This window comes from Nonomuraea sp. NPDC049684, assembly GCF_044465345.1.
In the GTDB taxonomy this organism is placed as follows: domain Bacteria; phylum Actinomycetota; class Actinomycetes; order Streptosporangiales; family Streptosporangiaceae; genus Nonomuraea.
In genome coordinates this window covers 66532-83292 of sequence record NZ_JBITLO010000024.1, presented here as the reverse complement: position 1 = coordinate 83292, position 16761 = coordinate 66532, and the positions used below count along the sequence as shown (strand labels likewise).

The following is a 16761-nucleotide window of genomic DNA, read 5'->3' as shown; positions in this document are numbered from 1 at the left end:
ATGACGATGCCGCCGGAGCTGCTGCAGGCAGCGGAGCACGCCAAGGGATTCATGCCGCCGAAGGAAGGTCTGGCCCTGTTCGAGGCGGCCTGCCGCTACGGCGGCCTGGGGCCGCTCTGCGAGATCGGCACCTACTGCGGCAAGTCGGCGATCTACCTCGGCGCGGCGGCCCGGCACACCGGCTCGGTGGTCGTCACCGTCGACCACCACCGCGGCTCGGAGGAGATCCAGCCCGGCTGGGCCCACCACGACCCGGCCCTGATGGACCCGCGCTTCGGGCGGATGGACTCCCTGCCCTTCTTCCGCGCCGCCGTCGCCGCCGCCGGGCTGGAGGAGGAGGTGATCGCCGTCGTCGGGCGGTCCGACCGGGTGGCCGCGTTGTGGAACACGCCGCTCGGCCTGCTGTTCATCGACGGCGGCCACTCAGAGGAGCCGGTGACCCGCGACTACGAGGGCTGGGCGCCGCACGTCATGGAGGGCGGCGCGCTGGTCTTCCACGACATCTATCCCGACCCGGCCGACGGCGGGCAGGCGCCGTACCGGGTCTACCTGCGGGCCCTTGAGTCGGGCGCCTTCCGCGAGGTGTCGGCCGAGGGCTCGCTGCGCGTGCTCGAACGCGTCGGCCAGGGCGTCTAGCGCCGGTGGCGGCGGTTCCACGACCGGCGGGTGTGGGCCTGCCAGCGCTGGAAGTCCTCGTGGGTGTGGGCGTCGTGGCCGAGGGCCAGCAGCGCCTGGTCGGTCCAGGCGGCCGCCTCGTCGGGCGCGGCGTCGGCCAGGATCGGCACGGCCAGCCGCGCGTGGTCCGGCAGCGCCCCCGACCGCAGCCGCGCCGTGACCGCGAAGGCGCAGCCCTGGGCCAGGTGGGCGCGGAAGCCGTCGGCGCCGGCGTGCTCGGTCAGCCACCACAGCTCGTCGCTGTCGGCGCCGCCGGTGTACGTGGCCGCGAACCCCACGCCGCTCCACAGGTCGGCCCGCCGGCTCGCCGGGAAGCCCGCGATGCGCGCGCCGACGTCGTCCGGCGAGGCGCAGTCGTGGTACCACAGCAGCCGGCCGAGGCCCTGGTCGAAGACCGCGCAGTGGGCACGGGTGAGCAGGTCGGGCATGCTCCTGCGGCCCACCATGCGGTCCGCGCGCGACAGGCTCCACTGGAAGCCGAAGCCGTCCACGGCCAGCCAGCGCATCAGCGGGTGCGCCCGCCGCGCGCCCCAGACCGGACGCAGCCGCAGCAGCGCGTAGCCGCGTCCGGCGCCGACGTACGCGGCGTGGCGGTGATGCTGGGCGGGGCCGGCCAGTAGCTCGTGAAGGCGCCGGCCCCGGGTCAAGGTGAGCAGGTCGAGCACGGTGCAGGCGGCCGCCGCGCCCTCGTGGCCGAAAGGCCGCTGCTCGGGTGAGAGGTCTTCGATCTTCTCGACTTCGCGCGACATGACCGCGTTGAAGCCGAACACGTACGACTGCTCGGAATCCGTGAAGACCGTCCGGGGAGCCCCGGGGCGCAGCCGGAACCTGCGCCGGCCCAGATCGGACTCCGAAGGATCCTTGGCCAGAAACCTCCGCAGCCCCCTCGCCGGGGACAGTGTCGGCTCGATCCTGACCTGGTCCAAGAACGCTGTTGTGCCCGTGTCGCCCACGCTTCCCCCGAAGACGCCTCCTACGGCCAGACACGAAGCTAGTAACCCCATTGCGCCGTTCACCGGCGGCGCACCGGATGTCCCCGGCAAAGAACCCGCAAAAGCCCTTGCGCCGCCGCCCCGCGGGATCAGCCGGGAGGCGCCGGCCTGAACGACTGACGCTCCACGCACCCGCACGCCTCCGGATCCGACACCGACGTGCCCGCGATGTCGCGGAACAGCCCGGAACCGGGGGACAGGCGCTGCAACGCGTCGGCGGCGAGGATGGCCGCGGCCGCGGTGTAGCCGGAGCGCTCGTGCGGGAAGTGCTTGCGGTTGACGAACTGCCAGCCGGTCCAGTACGAGCCGTCCTCGTGCCGCAGGTGCTGCACGTCGGCGAAGAGCGCGGCGGCCCGCGTACGGTCGCCCATGGCGTCCAGGGCCAGCACCAGCTCGCACGTCTCGGCCCCGGTCACCCACGGCTGGTCGGACACGCACCGGATGCCGAGCCCCGGCACCACGAACGTGGACCACTCGCGCTCCAGCAGCTCGGCCGCCTGCCGCCCGCGCACCGCGCCGCCCAGCACCGGGTAGTACCAGTCCATCGAGAACCGGCTCTTGTCGGCGAACGCCTCCGGGTGCGCCGACAGCACGTGGGCCAGCCGGTCGGCGGCCAGCTCCCAGTGCGGCTGCGGGTCGCCCAGGTGGTCGGCGAGCAGCACGCCGCAGCGCAGGCCCTGGTGGATCGAGGAGCACCCGGTCAGCAGCGCGTACGCCGCCGCCCGGCCGTGCGCGTCCCGCTCCCAGACGATCTCGCCCCGCTCGGTCTGCAGGCCCACCACGTAGTCGAGCGCGGCCTTGACCATGGGCCAGTGGCGCTCGGCGTGCTCGCGGTCGCCGGTGACCAGATGGTGGTGCCAGACGCCGGCCGCGACGTAGGCGGCGTGGTTGGACTCGCCGCCCGCCTCGGTGGCCACGCCGTCCAGCAGCTTCATCGGCCAGGAGCCGTCGGGGCGCTGGTGACGGGCCAGCCACTCCCAGCCGCGCCGCACCGGCTCGGTCAGCCCGGCCACGGACATGCCCATCAGGCACTCGACGTGGTTCCACGCGTCCACGTGCCCCTCGGGCCAGGGCACGCCGCCGTCGTCCTGCTGGATGGCCGCGATGCTGAGGGCCGTGCGGACGACCTCCTCGCGGGAGATCATGGCTTCTTGACGTAGAGGACCACGCTCTTGCCGATGAGCGGGTTGAGCAGCGCCTCGGCGATCCTGGTGGCGGCCGGGCGCTTCATGATGTCCCACACCAGCAGCTCGTGGTACGCCTTGGCGACCGGGTGGTCGTCGTTGTTGACGCCCACCGCGCACTTGATCCACCAGTAGGGCGCGTGCAGGCCGTGGGCGTGGTGGTGCGGGCCGATCTCGAAGCCGACGGACTTGAGCTTGGCCGACAGCTCGGCCAGCGTGTAGATCCGCACGTGGCCGCCGGGGGCGGTGTGGTAGTCCTCGTCCAGGGCCCAGCAGATGCGCTCGGGCAGGAAGCTCGGCACGGTGATCGCCGCGGTGCCGCCCGGCTTGAGCACGCGGAAGATCTCCCGCATGGCGGTCATGTCGTCGGGGATGTGCTCCAGCACCTCGGCCGCGATGACCCGGTCGAAGCCGCCGTCCTCGAACGGCATGTCCAGCGCCGTGCCCTGGACGGTCTCGCCGGTCGCGCCCAGCGGCACCTCGCCCGCCTTGTCCATCGCCACGAACATGGCCGCCACGTTGTCCAGCTCGGCCTGGTCCATGTCGAAGGCGACGACGTCGGCGCCCTGGCGCAGCACCTCGAAGGCGTGCCTGCCGCCGCCGCAGCCCAGGTCGAGCACGCGCACGCCGGGGCCCACGGGGAGCCGGTCGAAGTCCACGGTCAGCACTTTGTCGCTTCTCCTTGATCAGCTCTTGGGGGCTTTGCGTTCGGGGGGTCAGCGGCGGCTCTTGTGCGCCGCCATCGCCTCGCGGTACGCCTCGACCGTCCGCTTGGCGACGACGTGCCAGGTGTAGCGCTCCATGACCCGGTCGTAGCCGGCCTTGCCCACCCGCTCGCGCTCCTCGGGGGAGTCGTGCAGGCGGCGCAGCACGGCCGCCAGCTCCTCGGCGTCGCCCGGCGGGACCTGCACGGCCGCGTCGCCCACGACCTCGGGCAGCGCGCCCGTCCGGCTGGCCACCAGGGGCGTGCCGCAGGCCATGTGCTCGACGGCGGGCAGCGAGAAGCCCTCGTACAGCGAAGGGACCACGGAGATCTCCGAGGTGGCGATCAGCTCGCCCAGCTCGTCGTCGGAGATGCCGTGCACGAAGCGCACCCGGTCCTGCAACGACAGCTCCTGGACCAGCCGCTCGGTCGGGCCGCCGGGGGTCGGCTTGCTGACCACGGTCAGGTTCACGTCGCGTTCGGTGGCGAGCTTGGCGACCGCGCGCAGCAGCGTGGCCACGCCCTTCATCGGCGAGTCCGCGCTGGCCACCGCGACGATCGAGCCCTTGCGGCGGGGCTTGTCCGGACGCGGGTGGAAGTAGCGGGTGTCCACGCCGAGCGGGATCAGCCGCATGTTGGCCTGCGGGACGTTGAAGTCCCGGTGGATGTCGGCCAGCGACGACTCGCTGACGGTGAGGATCGGGCTGAGCCTGGGGGCGACGCGGGACTGCATCTTCACGAACCCGTACCAGCGGCGCATGGTGAGCTTCTTGTAGCCCGTGGCGGCCTCCAGCTCGATCCGCCGGTCGACGCTGATCGGGTGGTGGATCGTCCCGACCACGGGGAACAGCTTCTGGATGCCGAGCAGGCCGTAGCCGAGGGTCTGGTTGTCCTGGACGACGTCGAAGTCGCCGACGCGCTTCTTCAGCTCGCGGTAGGCGCGCAGGGTGAAGGTGAGCGGCTCGGGGAAGCCGGCCGTCCACATGGTGCCGACCTCCAGGAGGTCGATCCAGTCGCGGTACTCGGCCAGCTTCGGGGTCCTGAACGGGTCCTCGTCCCGGTAGAGGTCGAGGCTGGGCACCTCGCGCAGGACGACGCCCTCGTCCAGCTCGGGGTAGGGCGGTCCGGAGAACACCTCGACGTGGTGGCCGAGCGCGACCAGCTCACGGCTCAGGTGCCGGAGATAGACGCCCTGCCCGCCGCAGGTGGGCTTGCTGCGATAGGACAGCAGCGCGATCCGCAGCGCCTCGCTCACGGACACCCCTTTCTCCGCCGGTAGGCCCATGTTTTCTGCGGTAAGGCCCCAAGAGGCGGGCGTGTACCGTGAAAGATGACCTTAGTCCGAGAAGGCTACCATTCGGTAGGTCACCTGGAATTGTTCACAACAGTCTCCACAGGCCGTGCGAACTGCGACATTAAGGTAACCGAGCGTGGTTCGGTGGAACAGGTTCTAGTGGGCTTTGGTGCTGCGTCCAGGCGCTTAGCTGTACATTCCCGTCCCAAAGGGACGCGGTGCGGGCCACCGTACCTACGTGATAGTTGGAGGACCCCTTGGCCAGGCGCGCTCTGATCACCGGCATCACCGGCCAGGACGGTTCCTACTTGGCCGAGCACCTGCTCGACCAGGGTTACGAGGTGTGGGGGCTGGCCCGCGGGCAGGCTAACCCGCGCGTCTCGCGCATGCGCAAGCTGCTGGCCGACGTCCAGGTGGTGCGGGGCGACCTGCTGGACCAGGGGTCGCTGATCTCCGCGGTGGAACGCGTTCAGCCCGACGAGGTGTACAACCTGGGGGCGATCTCGTTCGTGCCCATGTCGTGGGAGCAGGCCGAGCTGACCGCCGAGGTGACCGGTATGGGCGTCCTGCGGATGCTTGAGGCCATCCGGGTGTGTTCGGGCGTGTCGCGGGGCGGGGGATCGTCGGCCCCGGGGCAGATCCGCTTCTACCAGGCCTCGTCCTCGGAGATGTTCGGGCAGGTCACCGAGACCCCGCAGAACGAGCGCACCGCCTTCCATCCGCGCTCGCCGTACGGGGTGGCCAAGGCGTACGGGCACTTCCTCACGCAGAACTACCGCGAGTCGTACGGGATGTTCGCGGTGTCCGGGATCCTGTTCAACCACGAGTCGCCGCGGCGCGGCGCGGAGTTCGTCACCAGGAAGGTCACCCTCGGGGTGGCCCGGATCAAGCTCGGCCTGGCCACGGAGCTGCGACTGGGCAACCTGGAGGCGCGCCGCGACTGGGGCTACGCGGGCGACTACGTCAAGGCGATGCACCTGATGCTCCAGGCCGCCAACCCCGAGGACTACGTGATCGGCACCGGGCGGATGAAGTCGGTGCGGGAGCTGGTGGAGGCCGCCTTCACGGCCGCGGGGCTGGACTGGGAGCGGCACGTGGTGGTCGACCAGGCGCTGCACCGCCCGGCGGAGGTGGACCTGCTGTGCGCCGACCCGAAGAAGGCGCGGGCGCAGTTGGGCTGGGAGCCGCGGGTGTCGTTCGACGAGCTGGTCGCGATGATGGTCGAGAGCGACCTGCGCCTGCTGTCCGCCGGCGGCGACCCCGACCAGGACAGCTCCTGGCCCTAGAGCCGGTTCTGCACTCCTTGGCCCGCCCGGTCCGGTGCGGGCCTTTTTGCTGCTTACGGCCGCTCTTCGTGTGACCCATTGACAAAGAGGATTTTTACGTAAAAGATTGTTTTTGCGATGAGAGATGTCCTGTATCTGGAACAGATCGAGCAGGCCGAGGCGCTGCTCAAGCCGCAGCGCGTCGAGGTGCTGAGGCAACTGGCCGAGCCGCGTACGTGCTCGGAGGTCGCCGAACGTCTCGGGCAGACGCCGCAGCGGGTCTACTACCACGTCAAGCGGCTGGTCGAGGCCGGTCTCGTGGAGCTGGTGTCCGAGCGGAAGGTGCGCGGCGTCCACGAGGGCATCTACCAGGCCGGCGCCCGGTCGTACTGGCTGTCGCCGCGGCTGGTCGGGCGGATCGGGCTGCGCAAGGCGCGCGACGAGCTGAGCCTGGGCTACCTGCTCGACCTCATGGAGGAGGTCCAGGCCGACATCGCCGCGCTCGACCGGGACGCGCCCGAGCTGCCGTCCATCGGCCTGTCCGGAGAGATCCACGTGCGTCCGGAGAGCCGCCAGCAGTTCCTGAACGACCTGCAGGGCATGCTGCAGGAGCTTTTCACTCGTTACGGCGGCGCTGAGGGTGACGCCTTCAAGCTCGCCGTCGCCTGTTACCCCAAGGGAGAAGAGCATGAGTGAGCCGATGATCGCGAAGGTCCGCGTCCAGGCGCCGGTCAAGGAGGTGTGGCACGCGCTCACCGACCCGGCCGCGGCCCGGGTCTGGCTGGCCGAGCACGTCGAGGTGGACCTGCCGGACCGGTTCGCGTTCTGGGGCCGGACGACGCCGGAGGGCGACGCGCCGCACCAGCGCGTGCTGTCGGCCGACGAGCGCGGCGTGCGGTTCGCCTGGCTGCTGGACGGCGTCGAGACGACCGCCGAGCTCACGGTCGAGGAGGACGGCGAGTCGGCCACGATCGTCTCGGTGTCGCAGTCGCACTTCGACTTCCAGGACGTCGTCACCGGCGCCAGCATCCGCGGCGTGCTCCAGACGTACTGGTTCCAGGTGCTGGCCAGCCTGGCCGAGCACGTCGAGGGCCGCCCGCTCACGCCGCGCGCCGACTTCACCGCCCGCGAGCTGCGCGCCGAGGTCACCATCGACGCGGCGCCCGCCCAGGTCTTCGAGTCGCTGGTCGACTCCGAGACGGTGAGCAAGTGGTTCGGGATGCCGATCGAGATCGAGCCGTACGCCGGCGGCCGGTTCGCCATGGGCGGCTTCGCGAACGACCCGTCGCCGGCCAAGGTGCTGGAGCTGGAGCCGGAGCGCCGGTTCTCCGTCGACTGGGGCGGCGCGGGGGTGAGCTCCTGGGAGCTGGCCGGATCCGAGGGCCGGACGCGGCTGACGCTCGTGCAGAGCGGTTTCGACGCCGGGCGCCCGCCGTACGCGGCCTGGGGCGGAATGTTGTCCGGGGTGGCTGAGCTGCGGCGTTACCACGAGGTGCCGGACTGGCGGCCGATGTGGGTCGCCTGACCGCGCCGGGTCAGCCCGGTTGATCCCGCCCGCCGTCCGGCAGGTGGTCGAGGACGGTCTCGGCGATCGTGGCCAGCACCTCGATCTGCTCCCGCGACAGCAGGTCGATGAAGTGCCTGCGCACCGACGCCACATGGGCGGGCGCCGCCTCCTGGATGGCCCGCAGCCCTCCGTCGGTCAGCACGACCACGGCCCCGCGCCCGTCGCCCTCGAACCCCTCGCGGGTGACCAGCCCCCGCTGCTCCATCCGCGAGATGTGCCGGGACAGGCGGCTCTTCGACCAGAGCATGCGGTCGGCCAGCGCGGTGAGCCGCCACCGGTGGCCGGGCGTGGAGCTCAGCGCCGACAGGACGTCGTAGTCGGGGGCCGACAGCCCCGAGTCGCTCGCGAGGTCGCGGTTGACCTGGGCGTCCAGCAGCAGGCGCATCCTGCGATAGCCGATCCAGGCCCGGAACTCGGCGTCGTCCAGCCAGTTAGGCTCCATGACCCGGAAGTTTAGTTGACGTGTAACCGACCTCCGATCTAGGTTTACATGTAAACCAAAGCGGAGGAGGCGGGTCGTGTTCGGACTGGGCATATCGACGTCGGCGGCACCGGGGGCCGACCCCGTGGGCGACGCCCGCGCGGCCGAGGAGCTGGGCTTCGACTTCGTCTCGGCCTCCGACCACCCGTGCGGCGTCGAGCCCACGTACGAGCTGTGGACGATGCTGACCTGGGTGGCCGCCGCCACCTCGCGGATCAGGGTGGCGACGCGGGTGCTGGGGGTGCCGTACCGGCCGCCCGCGATGGTCGCCAAGATGGCCGAGACGCTGCACCGGCTCTCCGGCGGCCGGCTGATCCTCGGCCTCGGCGGCGGCTACTCCGACGAGGAGTTCCGCGCGTTCGGGCTCGGGGTGCCGACGCCGCGCGAGAAGGTGGACGGCATGGTCGAGGCCGTTCAGGTCATCCGCGGCCTGTGGTCGGAGTCGGACTTCAGCTACGAAGGCTCCCGCTACCGCACCGATCGGGCCACCATCGAGCCCAAGCCCATCAGCCCCATCCCGATCTGGCTGGGCACGTACGGGCCGCGCGCCCTCGACGCCACCGGCCGGCTGGCGGACGGCTGGATCCCGTCCCTGGGGTTCGCGCCGCCGGAGCGGGCGGCGGCCATGCGGGACCGGATCCTGTCGGCCGGGCGCGCCGTCGAGTGCGTCTACAACGTCACCTTCCGCATCGGTTCCCCCGGCGTGGACGAGGGCGTGGTCGCCGGCTCGGTGGCGGAGGTGACCGATCGTCTGGCGGCGTTCGTGGACCTGGGGTTCACGTCGATGAACTTCACGCCCCTCGGCCCCGGCCCGCGCGCCCAGGCCGAACGCCTGGCCCAGGACGTCCTGCCCGCCCTGCGCGCGGCGACCTCCTGACAGGCGCTTTCTGACGGGTGCTTTCTGACGGTCGGTCTCTGACGGGCGGTCTCTGATGGGCGGCGGTCTGCCGGGAGGGTGATCCGGGCCTGTGGCGAAGCCGCGGCGGGTGGCCGGACGGTTGTCCACAGAACGCGGTTCGGCCCTGCGGGGCCGGGGTGGGGGCGTCACCCTGGACCGCGTGAACGCCGCACTCTCGTTGCTCGGCCGCGCCGAGCGCATCACCCGGTCCTGCTGGCAGGCCGTCGTGTGCCGGCAGACGGCCGCACACGTCTGGGGGCTGAGCGTGCTCTCCGTCCCCGAGGCCGACTGGCCGGTGGAGGTGATGGCCCCCGCCCACCTGGCGATCCCCGGCTGCGTCACGTACGTGGGCGAACCGCCCGCCGAAGACGTCACCGGCCACCGGGGCGTCCGGCTCACCACCATGGCGCGCACGGCCCTCGACTGCGCCCGGTCGTTGCCCCGTCCTGAGGCGGTGGCGGCGCTCGACCAGTTCGCGCGGCGGGGCGTCGACATGGAGGCGCTGTGGCGTCGTCCGCTCAACTCCTGGCGGCTGCGCGACACGCTGAGCCTGGCCGACGCGGGCGCCGCCTCGCCCCGGGAGAGCTGGCTGCGGGTCGTCCTCGTCGACGGCGGCCTGCCCAGGCCCGCCACGCAGCTCGCCGTGCCGCTGGGCGGCGGCCGGCGCGCCTACCTCGACCTGGGGTGGGAGCCGTACCGGGTGGGGGTCGAGTACGACGGCCAGGAGCACCACACCTCGCCGGCGGACCGGCGGCGCGACGCGGCCCGCCGCGAGGAGCTGCGGCGGCTGGGCTGGCGGGTGATCGCCGTCCGTCGCGACGTCATCCCCGGCCAGATCGCCGGCCTCCTCCGGCACGTCGCCGACGCGTTGATCGAGCGTGGCTGGCAACCCGGTCCGGAGGGCACGGTCCGCGTCCTCCGCCAGATCCGGGCGGCCCGCCGCGGAACCGCTCGCCATCCCCGGCAGCGGCGGTTCTCGTGAGGGCGTCCGCGGCGGCTGGGAGGGCTTCTGCCGGGTCAGGCGATCGTGACCGGGAGCTCCTTGATGCCGTTGATGAAGTTCGAGCGCAGGCGGCGGGCCGGGCCGGCCTGGCGGATGCGCGGCCGGCGCCTGGCCAGCTGCTCGAACAGGACACGCAGTTCCAGCTTGGCGAGGTGGTTGCCGAGGCAGAAGTGCGCACCGCCGCCGCCGAACCCGATGTGCGTGTTGGGAGTGCGTCCGATGTCGAAGACCTCCGGGTCCGGGAAGACGGAGGCGTCCCGGTTGGCGGAGGAGTAGAAGACCACGACCTTGTCGCCGTCCTTGATGGGCTGCCCGCCGAGCACCTGGTCCGCCATCGACGTGCGCCGGAACAGGTTGACCGGCGAGACCCACCGGACGATCTCGTCGGCCGCCGTCCTGGCCAGCGTGGGGTCGGCCACCAGGCGGTCCCACTGGTCGGGGTGTTCGAAGAGGGCGAGCATGCCGCCGGAGGCCGCGTTGCGGGTGGTCTCGTTGCCCGCGACGATCAGCAGCAGGACGAACAGGTCGAACTCGTCCTCGCCGAGGGTTTCGCCCTTGTCGTCGGGCTGGAGGAGCTTGGTGATGATGTCGTCCTTGGGGGCGGCTCTGCGCTGCGCCGCGAGCTCGTTGGCGTAGGCGTACACCTCCATGGCGGCGCCGGAGCCCTCCTCGGGCGTGGCCGCATAGTCGGGGTCCTGGGCGCCGATCATGCGGTTCGACCAGGAGAACAGCTTGTCGCGGTCGGTCGCGGGAGCGCCGAGCAGCTCGCAGATCACGTACAGGGGGAGGGGGGCGGAGACCTCGGTGACAAAGTCCACCTCGCCGGAGCACTTGTCGAGCAGGTCGTCGCAGATGTCGCGGATGTGCTGTTCGAGGGCGCCGATCGTCCGGGGGGTGAAGCCGCGGTTGACCAGGGAACGCCGCCTGGTGTGCTCGGGCGGGTCCTGGTTGAGCATCATCAGCCGCTGGAGGGCGATCTGGTCCTCGGGCATCTCGTCGAAGAGGGCGAGCTTCTTGGCCGAGGAGAACAGGTCGGAGTGGCGGGACACGTGCACGACGTCCTCGTAGCGGGTGACCGCCCAGAACCCGGGCTCGCCGTCGTGCCAGTGGACGGGGGAGTTGGCGCGGAGCCAGGCGAGCTGTTCGTGGGGTGGGCCGGAAGTCGCGTAACGGTCCCTGTCGACGAGGTCGATATGCACGCGCGGTCACCTCTTGATCAAGCGCTTGGTTTATTCGTACTGAAACGTGTTCTATTACGCCACTGTACGCCCGTCAAGTAGCCCCACCCCGCCACCATCCCCGCCCCCGGCCACCCCCGCCATAACCCGGAAGCAGACAACCCCGTCCCCACCTCTGCCATAACCCAAGGAGCAGACAACCCCGTCCCCGCCCCGCCATGGCCCTGGAGCAGACAACCTCCTCACCGCTGACGGTTGCTCCGGTCGGTGTCGGGATGTACCACCCGTGCCCCCAAGCCGAGCACCCAGCGGTGCCACTCCCTGCCCCCCCGATGGCGATGAGCGTCAGCATTATGTGCGACCCGTCCCCCCCAGCGGTCCTAGTGCGAGGGGGCCCAGCAGGAACACCAGCGCGACCGGACGCCGCCACCCGGTGTCGCGCCGCCACGGCAGCAGCAGCCACAGCACGGCCACGAGCGCCAGGACGGCATAGAACGCGACGATCTGGGCCGGCGTTCCCAGATCGGAGGCGTACGCGATCGCGACGGCCCCCCGAGTCCCATGGCCCAGCTCGCCCGCCCCCACAGAAGCCCACGGCGAACAACCTCATCGACAAGATCGCCTGGACCCTTCCGGGCAGCAGCAAGATCGTCAGCACCCGCACCCGAGGTAGGAACGCCTACTACCTCCCCCGGCGGCAAACGCGAGCCCAGCGAAACCGCCCTCTGTGCCCGCGAGCGCCGCCCAGAACGCCACGCTGAACAGGGCCGGCCGGTCGGGGTCGCGCAGCCTGGCCAGAGAGGGCGGCATGCCCGACGACTCTGGCCGCGCGCGTGACGCCTGGGATCCTCCCTCAGGCCGATGACGATTGTCATGCTGGATTCAGACTCCAGGCTGATGTGCCGACCACACCCGGTTACCTAGCGTGTTGTTCCATGACCAGAGCCACACATCCCGTCTGGGCAGTGCTGATCACCGTGGCCGCAACGTTCGCGCAGGTCGTCGTCGGCACCGCCCCGGCGACCCTGCTGCTGGCCTCCGACCATCCCCTCCACCGGCCACTCGGCATGATCGGGATCACGCTGGCCGCGCTCGGGCTGGTCTATCTGATCCGGCGCTTCCTCGGCAGGCAGTCCTGGGCCGGCGTCGGCATGGAACGATCCCGGCGGGCCGTGCCGCAGCTGCTGCTGGGGGTCGTGGCGGGCGCGGTCCCGACGGTGGCCGCCATCCTGTTGTCGCTGGCGTTCGGCGTGACGTCCTTGGCGCCGACGGAGACGATCCTCGCCAATCTGGGCCTGGTGCCGTACGGCATCGCGTTCGCCCTGCTCAGCCAGGCGTTCCCGGAGGAGTTACTGTGGCGGGGGCACCTGTTCGACACCTTGTCGGCACGGTTGTCGCCGAGGGCCGTGCTGATCGTGGTGTCGGTGGGGTTCGGCGCGCTGCACATCCTCTCCAACAGCTCAGCCGACTCACCGGCCGAACGGCTGCTGTATGTGGTGCAGGCCGTCGCACTCGGATTCGCGTGCGCGGCGGCGCGGGTGCGTACAGGGGCGTTGTGGATGGCGGTCGGCGTGCACCTCGGCCTGCACACCGGCAACCTTCTGCTCCCGACGGAGGCCGTCCACTACGGCGTGCAACTCGTCATCCTCGCCTGCGCGCTCACCGCCAGCGGGCTGCTGCTGCTCCGGCACGGGAAGGGAGCCCGAGAGCAGGAGGCAAGCCACCCTGGGCCCAGCACTTAGGAGCCGGGCCACTGAACTTTGTCATCGCACGCCGCCGCCGGCTGACTCACCGGCGGGTACCCATCGTCCGACGATCGTGGCTCCCATCAGCCCAGCCCTCCGGACGTGGCCGACCGTCCACCCGGTCTCCACGTGTCCAGCTGCATCGCACGCCGACCACCCCCTCTGACTGAACCCGCTCGAACGGTGGCGGGTGTCCACGCCGACATGACCGCGTGGGAGTCCCCCTTGATCCCAGGGGCCGCGTGCACTGCGCGCCAACCCGCATCTCCTGGTCGAACCCCGTCGGACGTTGGGGGGGGGTGTTCCTTGGCGTCACTGCGCTTGAGTTGCCCTTGGTCCAGGGGCGTGTGTGCTGGACGCCGGTCGCGCCACCTGGCTGGACCCGGTCGGATGCAAGTGGGCGCGTCCGCCAGTGTGACCCGCTTGGTTTTCCTTGATCTAGGAGACCGTGGGCGTCTGCATGCTGGCCGGCGTCTTCTGGTCGGGCCTGGTCGAACGTTGGTGGGTGTCCGGGGCTGGCATTTCCCTCGATTCAAGGGGCACCTGCGCTGCACGCGGATTGCCGTCTTCTGGTCGAACCCGGTCGGACGTTGGTGGGGCGTTCTTGCCGCGTCGTCGTGCTGGAGGTGCGGTGGGCCGCGGCGTCTGAGCGTGGGGCAGTCGGGGTGGGGAGTGGAGGGGAGAAGGGCTAGGTACCTCCGATGTTTTTGGAGGGGGTGCGGAGTGACGGAGGAGGGGAACCTTCGGAGCTGTGCGGGGTGGAGGAGGGGTTGGGTGGGGTTCGAGGTGTCCTTCTGAGGTTACGGATCGGATGTATCCCGTTGGACGCCCTTGACACGCGCCGCCATGTCGCAGCAGCATCTGAGGCACAGACATCCGATGAATAAGTGAAGGGTGCGGTGTGAAGCTGCTGCGAGTGGGACCTGTCGGACAGGAGCGGCCGGTGGTGATGGACGCCTCCGGCACCCTGCGCGACATCGGGGAGCCCGAGATCGACGGGGCTTTTCTCGCCTCCGGGGGAGTGGCGCGCGTACGTGACGCGCTGGAGCGCGGCGACCTGCCCGTCGTCGACGCCGCCGGGCTGCGGGTGGGCGCGCCGATCGCCCGTCCGGGCAAGGTGGTCTGCATCGGGCTGAACTACCGCGACCACGCCGCCGAGTCCGGCGCGGAGCCGCCCGCCGAGCCCGTGGTGTTCATGAAGGCCGCCAACACCGTGATCGGCCCGTACGACGAGGTGCTGGTGCCGCGTGACAGCGTGAAGACCGACTGGGAGGTGGAGCTGGCGGTCGTGATCGGCCGGCGGGCCCGCTACCTCGACAGCCGGGACGAGGCCCTCGACGTGATCGCCGGGTACGCGATCTCCAACGACGTCTCCGAGCGGGAGTTCCAGCTCGAACGCGGCGGCCAGTGGGACAAGGGCAAGTCGTGCGAGACGTTCAACCCGCTGGGTCCCTGGCTGGTGACGGCGGACGAGGTCGGCGACCCGCAGAGCCTCGGGCTGCGCCTCTGGGTGAACGGCGAGCCGCGCCAGGACGGCGGCACCAAGGACATGATCTTCGACGTGGCCGAGATCGTGCGGTACCTGAGCCGGTTCATGGTGCTCGAACCCGGCGACGTGATCAACACCGGCACCCCGGCCGGGGTCGCGATGGGCATGCCCGGCCAGCCGTACCTGCGGGCGGGCGACGTGATGGAGCTGGAGATCGACGGGCTCGGCCGCCAGCGGCAGACGGTGGGGCAGGCCTGATGGCGTACAGAATCGTCGCGCTGGAGACGCACGACGTGCGTTTCCCCACGTCGCGGGAGCTGGACGGGTCGGACGCGATGAACCCCGACCCCGACTACTCCGCCGCCTACGTGGTGCTGAAGACCGACGACGGGGTCGAGGGGCACGGGTTCGCGTTCACCATCGGACGCGGCAACGACGTGCAGACCGGAGCGATCCGGGCGCTTGAGCCCTACGTGCTCGGCCGGGACGTCGAAGACCTCGGCGCGCTGTACAAGGAGCTGGTCGGCGACTCGCAACTGCGCTGGCTGGGCCCGGAGAAGGGCGTCATGCACATGGCGATCTCCGCCGTGGTCAACGCCCTGTGGGACCTGAAGGCCAGGCGGGCGGGCAAGCCGGTGTGGCGGCTGCTGTCGGAGATGTCGCCCGAGGAGCTGGTCGGGCTGATCGACTTCCGCTACCTGAGCGACGCGCTCACCCAGGACGAAGCCCTCCAGATCCTGAAAAACGCGGAAGAGGGGAAGGGAGAGCGGATCCAGCGGCTCATCGAGACCGGCTATCCCGCCTACACCACCTCCCCCGGCTGGCTCGGCTACGACGACGACAAGCTGCGACGCCTCTGCAAGGAGGCCCTCGACCAGGGTTTCGCCCAGATCAAGCTCAAGGTCGGCGCCGACCTCGACGACGACCTGCGCCGCTTCCGCGTGGCCCGCGAGGTCTGCGGCCCCGACTACCCGATCGCGATCGACGCCAACCAGCGCTGGGACGTCGCCTCGGCCATCGAGTGGGTCGGCGCGCTGAGCCCGTACCGGCCGCACTGGGTGGAGGAGCCGACCAGCCCCGACGACGTGCTCGGCCACGCCGCCATCGCCGAGGGCATCAGGCCGGTCCCGGTCGCCACCGGCGAGCACGTTCAGAACCGCATCGTCTTCAAGCAGCTCCTCCAGGCCGGCGCGATCTCCTACCTGCAGATCGACGCGGCCAGGGTCGGCGGGGTGAACGAGAACCTGGCCATCCTGCTGCTCGCGGCCAAGTTCGGCGTGCCGGTCTGCCCGCACGCGGGCGGCGTCGGGCTGTGCGAGCTGGTGCAGCACCTGTCGATGTTCGACTACGTGGCGATCACCGGCACGATGGACGGCCGCGTGATCGAGTACGTCGACCACCTCCACGAGCACTTCGTGCACCCGGTCGTCATCGACAACGGCCGCTACGTCGCCCCCATGGCGCCCGGCTTCAGCGCCGAGATGCACGCGGCGTCGATCGCCGCCCACACCTTCCCCGACGGCCAGGTATGGAGGGCCACGTCATGACGCTCAAGGCCATCGTGACCGGCGGCGGTTCAGGCATCGGCCTGGCCACCGCCACCCTGCTCGCGGCGCGCGGCATGAAGGTCGCCTGCCTCGACCTCGCCCCGCCCGGCGACCCCTTCGTGGGGATCAGGGCGGACGTGGCCGACGACGCGTCCGTGCGCGCGGCGGTGGCCGAGGCCGCGGAACGGCTCGGCGGCATCGACGTCGTGATCAACAACGCGGGCGTCGGCGCCCAGGGCACGGTCGAGGACAACCCGGACGAGGAGTGGCGGAAGGTCTTCGAGGTCAACGTGTTCGGCATCGTCCGGGTGAGCCGGGCGGCGCTGCCGTACCTGCGCAGGTCGCAGCACCCGGCCATCGTCAACACCTGCTCGATCGCGGCCACCGCAGGGCTGCCGCACCGGGCGCTCTACAGTGCGACCAAGGGCGCGGTGTTGTCGCTGACCCTCGCCATGGCCGCCGACCACGTCCGCGAGGGCATCCGCGTCAACTGCGTCAACCCGGGCACCGCCGACACCCCGTGGGTGGGGCGGCTGCTCGACTCGGCCGACGATCCCGAGGCCGAACGTGCGGCGCTGAACGCCAGGCAGCCGATGGGCCGCCTGGTCAGCGCCGAGGAGGTCGCCGCCGCGATCGCCTATCTGGCAGGTCCCGAGTCCGCCGCGACCACCGGCACCGCGCTCGCGGTCGACGGCGGCATGCAGGGGCTACGGCTCCGGCCAACCAACCAAGGAAGGTAA

Annotated in this window: 16 protein-coding genes; 10 read left to right on the top strand and 6 right to left on the bottom strand. The window is 71.0% G+C overall.

The window, feature by feature from the left end:
* Nucleotides 1-6 precede the first annotated feature (6 nt).
* Nucleotides 7-636, top strand: a complete 630-nt coding sequence (locus tag ACIBST_RS45905; RefSeq protein ID WP_397179836.1) for a class I SAM-dependent methyltransferase — start codon at nucleotides 7-9, stop codon at nucleotides 634-636.
* Here ACIBST_RS45905 and ACIBST_RS45900 read toward each other — a convergent pair.
* The 4 genes from ACIBST_RS45900 to ACIBST_RS45885 form a co-directional block, all read right to left on the bottom strand.
* Nucleotides 633-1601 (bottom strand): DUF1702 family protein, encoded by a 969-nt coding sequence (locus ACIBST_RS45900; RefSeq protein ID WP_364330745.1) that lies wholly within the window; start codon nucleotides 1599-1601, stop codon nucleotides 633-635. The genes ACIBST_RS45905 and ACIBST_RS45900 overlap by 4 nt on opposite strands.
* Nucleotides 1602-1756: 155 nt before the next feature.
* The gene (locus ACIBST_RS45895; RefSeq protein ID WP_397179763.1) at nucleotides 1757-2812 is read right to left on the bottom strand and encodes a prenyltransferase; all 1056 of its coding nucleotides are present in this window, start codon (nucleotides 2810-2812) and stop codon (nucleotides 1757-1759) included.
* Nucleotides 2809-3519 carry a methyltransferase domain-containing protein gene (locus tag ACIBST_RS45890; RefSeq protein ID WP_352324013.1) on the bottom strand — a complete coding sequence of 237 codons (711 nt, stop codon included), beginning with the start codon at nucleotides 3517-3519 and terminating at the stop codon, nucleotides 2809-2811. The genes ACIBST_RS45895 and ACIBST_RS45890 overlap by 4 nt, the downstream gene beginning before the upstream one ends.
* Before the next feature lie 48 nt (nucleotides 3520-3567).
* Nucleotides 3568-4839: a glycosyltransferase family 4 protein gene (locus ACIBST_RS45885; RefSeq protein WP_397179762.1), complete on the bottom strand. Its 1272-nt coding sequence runs from the start codon at nucleotides 4837-4839 to the stop codon at nucleotides 3568-3570.
* 266 nt (nucleotides 4840-5105) lie between these two features.
* Between ACIBST_RS45885 and ACIBST_RS45880 the strand changes: the two genes are divergently transcribed.
* The 3 genes from ACIBST_RS45880 (at nucleotide 5106) to ACIBST_RS45870 (ending at nucleotide 7638) form a co-directional block, all read left to right on the top strand.
* Complete coding sequence (locus ACIBST_RS45880) at nucleotides 5106-6134, top strand: GDP-mannose 4,6-dehydratase (protein ID WP_397179761.1); 1029 nt, start codon at nucleotides 5106-5108, stop codon at nucleotides 6132-6134.
* Between the two features lie 117 nt (nucleotides 6135-6251).
* Nucleotides 6252-6809, top strand: coding sequence for a helix-turn-helix domain-containing protein (locus tag ACIBST_RS45875; protein ID WP_352324016.1), 558 nt, complete (start codon nucleotides 6252-6254; stop codon nucleotides 6807-6809).
* On the top strand, nucleotides 6802-7638 hold the full coding sequence (locus ACIBST_RS45870) for an SRPBCC family protein (RefSeq protein ID WP_397179760.1): 837 nt from the start codon (nucleotides 6802-6804) through the stop codon (nucleotides 7636-7638). Before ACIBST_RS45875 ends, ACIBST_RS45870 begins: the two co-directional genes overlap by 8 nt.
* A gap of 10 nt (nucleotides 7639-7648) precedes the next feature.
* On the opposite strand, the gene ACIBST_RS45865 is transcribed toward ACIBST_RS45870, so the two are convergent.
* Entirely contained in the window at nucleotides 7649-8122 is a 474-nt protein-coding gene (locus ACIBST_RS45865) for a MarR family winged helix-turn-helix transcriptional regulator (RefSeq protein WP_397179759.1), read from the bottom strand.
* Nucleotides 8123-8198: 76 nt separating this feature from the next.
* Between ACIBST_RS45865 and ACIBST_RS45860 the strand changes: the two genes are divergently transcribed.
* Together ACIBST_RS45860 and ACIBST_RS45855 are read left to right on the top strand one after the other, a co-directional pair.
* On the top strand, nucleotides 8199-9038 hold the full coding sequence (locus ACIBST_RS45860) for an LLM class flavin-dependent oxidoreductase (RefSeq protein ID WP_397179758.1): 840 nt from the start codon (nucleotides 8199-8201) through the stop codon (nucleotides 9036-9038).
* A gap of 181 nt (nucleotides 9039-9219) precedes the next feature.
* Nucleotides 9220-10041, top strand: a complete 822-nt coding sequence (locus tag ACIBST_RS45855) for a DUF559 domain-containing protein (protein ID WP_397179757.1) — start codon at nucleotides 9220-9222, stop codon at nucleotides 10039-10041.
* Nucleotides 10042-10076: 35 nt separating this feature from the next.
* Here the strand turns inward: ACIBST_RS45855 and ACIBST_RS45850 are convergent, their stop codons facing one another.
* Nucleotides 10077-11261, bottom strand: coding sequence for a cytochrome P450 (locus ACIBST_RS45850; RefSeq protein ID WP_358288833.1), 1185 nt, complete (start codon nucleotides 11259-11261; stop codon nucleotides 10077-10079).
* Between the two features lie 914 nt (nucleotides 11262-12175).
* On the opposite strand from ACIBST_RS45850, the gene ACIBST_RS45845 reads away from it, so the two are divergent.
* From ACIBST_RS45845 to ACIBST_RS45830, 4 genes are all read left to right on the top strand, one after another.
* Nucleotides 12176-12982 carry a lysostaphin resistance A-like protein gene (locus ACIBST_RS45845; protein WP_397179756.1) on the top strand — a complete coding sequence of 269 codons (807 nt, stop codon included), beginning with the start codon at nucleotides 12176-12178 and terminating at the stop codon, nucleotides 12980-12982.
* Between the two features lie 904 nt (nucleotides 12983-13886).
* Nucleotides 13887-14732 (top strand): fumarylacetoacetate hydrolase family protein, encoded by an 846-nt coding sequence (locus ACIBST_RS45840; RefSeq protein WP_397179755.1) that lies wholly within the window; start codon nucleotides 13887-13889, stop codon nucleotides 14730-14732.
* Nucleotides 14732-16021 carry an L-fuconate dehydratase gene (locus ACIBST_RS45835; protein ID WP_397179753.1) on the top strand — a complete coding sequence of 430 codons (1290 nt, stop codon included), beginning with the start codon at nucleotides 14732-14734 and terminating at the stop codon, nucleotides 16019-16021. Before ACIBST_RS45840 ends, ACIBST_RS45835 begins: the two co-directional genes overlap by 1 nt.
* Nucleotides 16018-16761: an SDR family NAD(P)-dependent oxidoreductase gene (locus ACIBST_RS45830; RefSeq protein ID WP_397179752.1), complete on the top strand. Its 744-nt coding sequence runs from the start codon at nucleotides 16018-16020 to the stop codon at nucleotides 16759-16761. The genes ACIBST_RS45835 and ACIBST_RS45830 overlap by 4 nt, the downstream gene beginning before the upstream one ends.

Excerpts from the sequence above, each read along its gene's own strand:
- ACIBST_RS45905 (WP_397179836.1), top strand. The coding sequence starts at position 7 with ATGCCGCCGGAGCTGCTGCAGGCAGCGGAGCACGCCAAGGGATTCATG.
- ACIBST_RS45895 (WP_397179763.1), bottom strand. The coding sequence starts at position 2,812 with ATGATCTCCCGCGAGGAGGTCGTCCGCACGGCCCTCAGCATCGCGGCC.
- ACIBST_RS45885 (WP_397179762.1), bottom strand. The coding sequence starts at position 4,839 with ATGGGCCTACCGGCGGAGAAAGGGGTGTCCGTGAGCGAGGCGCTGCGG.
- ACIBST_RS45875 (WP_352324016.1), top strand. The coding sequence starts at position 6,252 with ATGAGAGATGTCCTGTATCTGGAACAGATCGAGCAGGCCGAGGCGCTG.
- ACIBST_RS45870 (WP_397179760.1), top strand. The coding sequence starts at position 6,802 with ATGAGTGAGCCGATGATCGCGAAGGTCCGCGTCCAGGCGCCGGTCAAG.
- ACIBST_RS45865 (WP_397179759.1), bottom strand. The coding sequence starts at position 8,122 with ATGGAGCCTAACTGGCTGGACGACGCCGAGTTCCGGGCCTGGATCGGC.
- ACIBST_RS45845 (WP_397179756.1), top strand. The coding sequence starts at position 12,176 with ATGACCAGAGCCACACATCCCGTCTGGGCAGTGCTGATCACCGTGGCC.
- ACIBST_RS45835 (WP_397179753.1), top strand. The coding sequence starts at position 14,732 with ATGGCGTACAGAATCGTCGCGCTGGAGACGCACGACGTGCGTTTCCCC.
- ACIBST_RS45830 (WP_397179752.1), top strand. The coding sequence starts at position 16,018 with ATGACGCTCAAGGCCATCGTGACCGGCGGCGGTTCAGGCATCGGCCTG.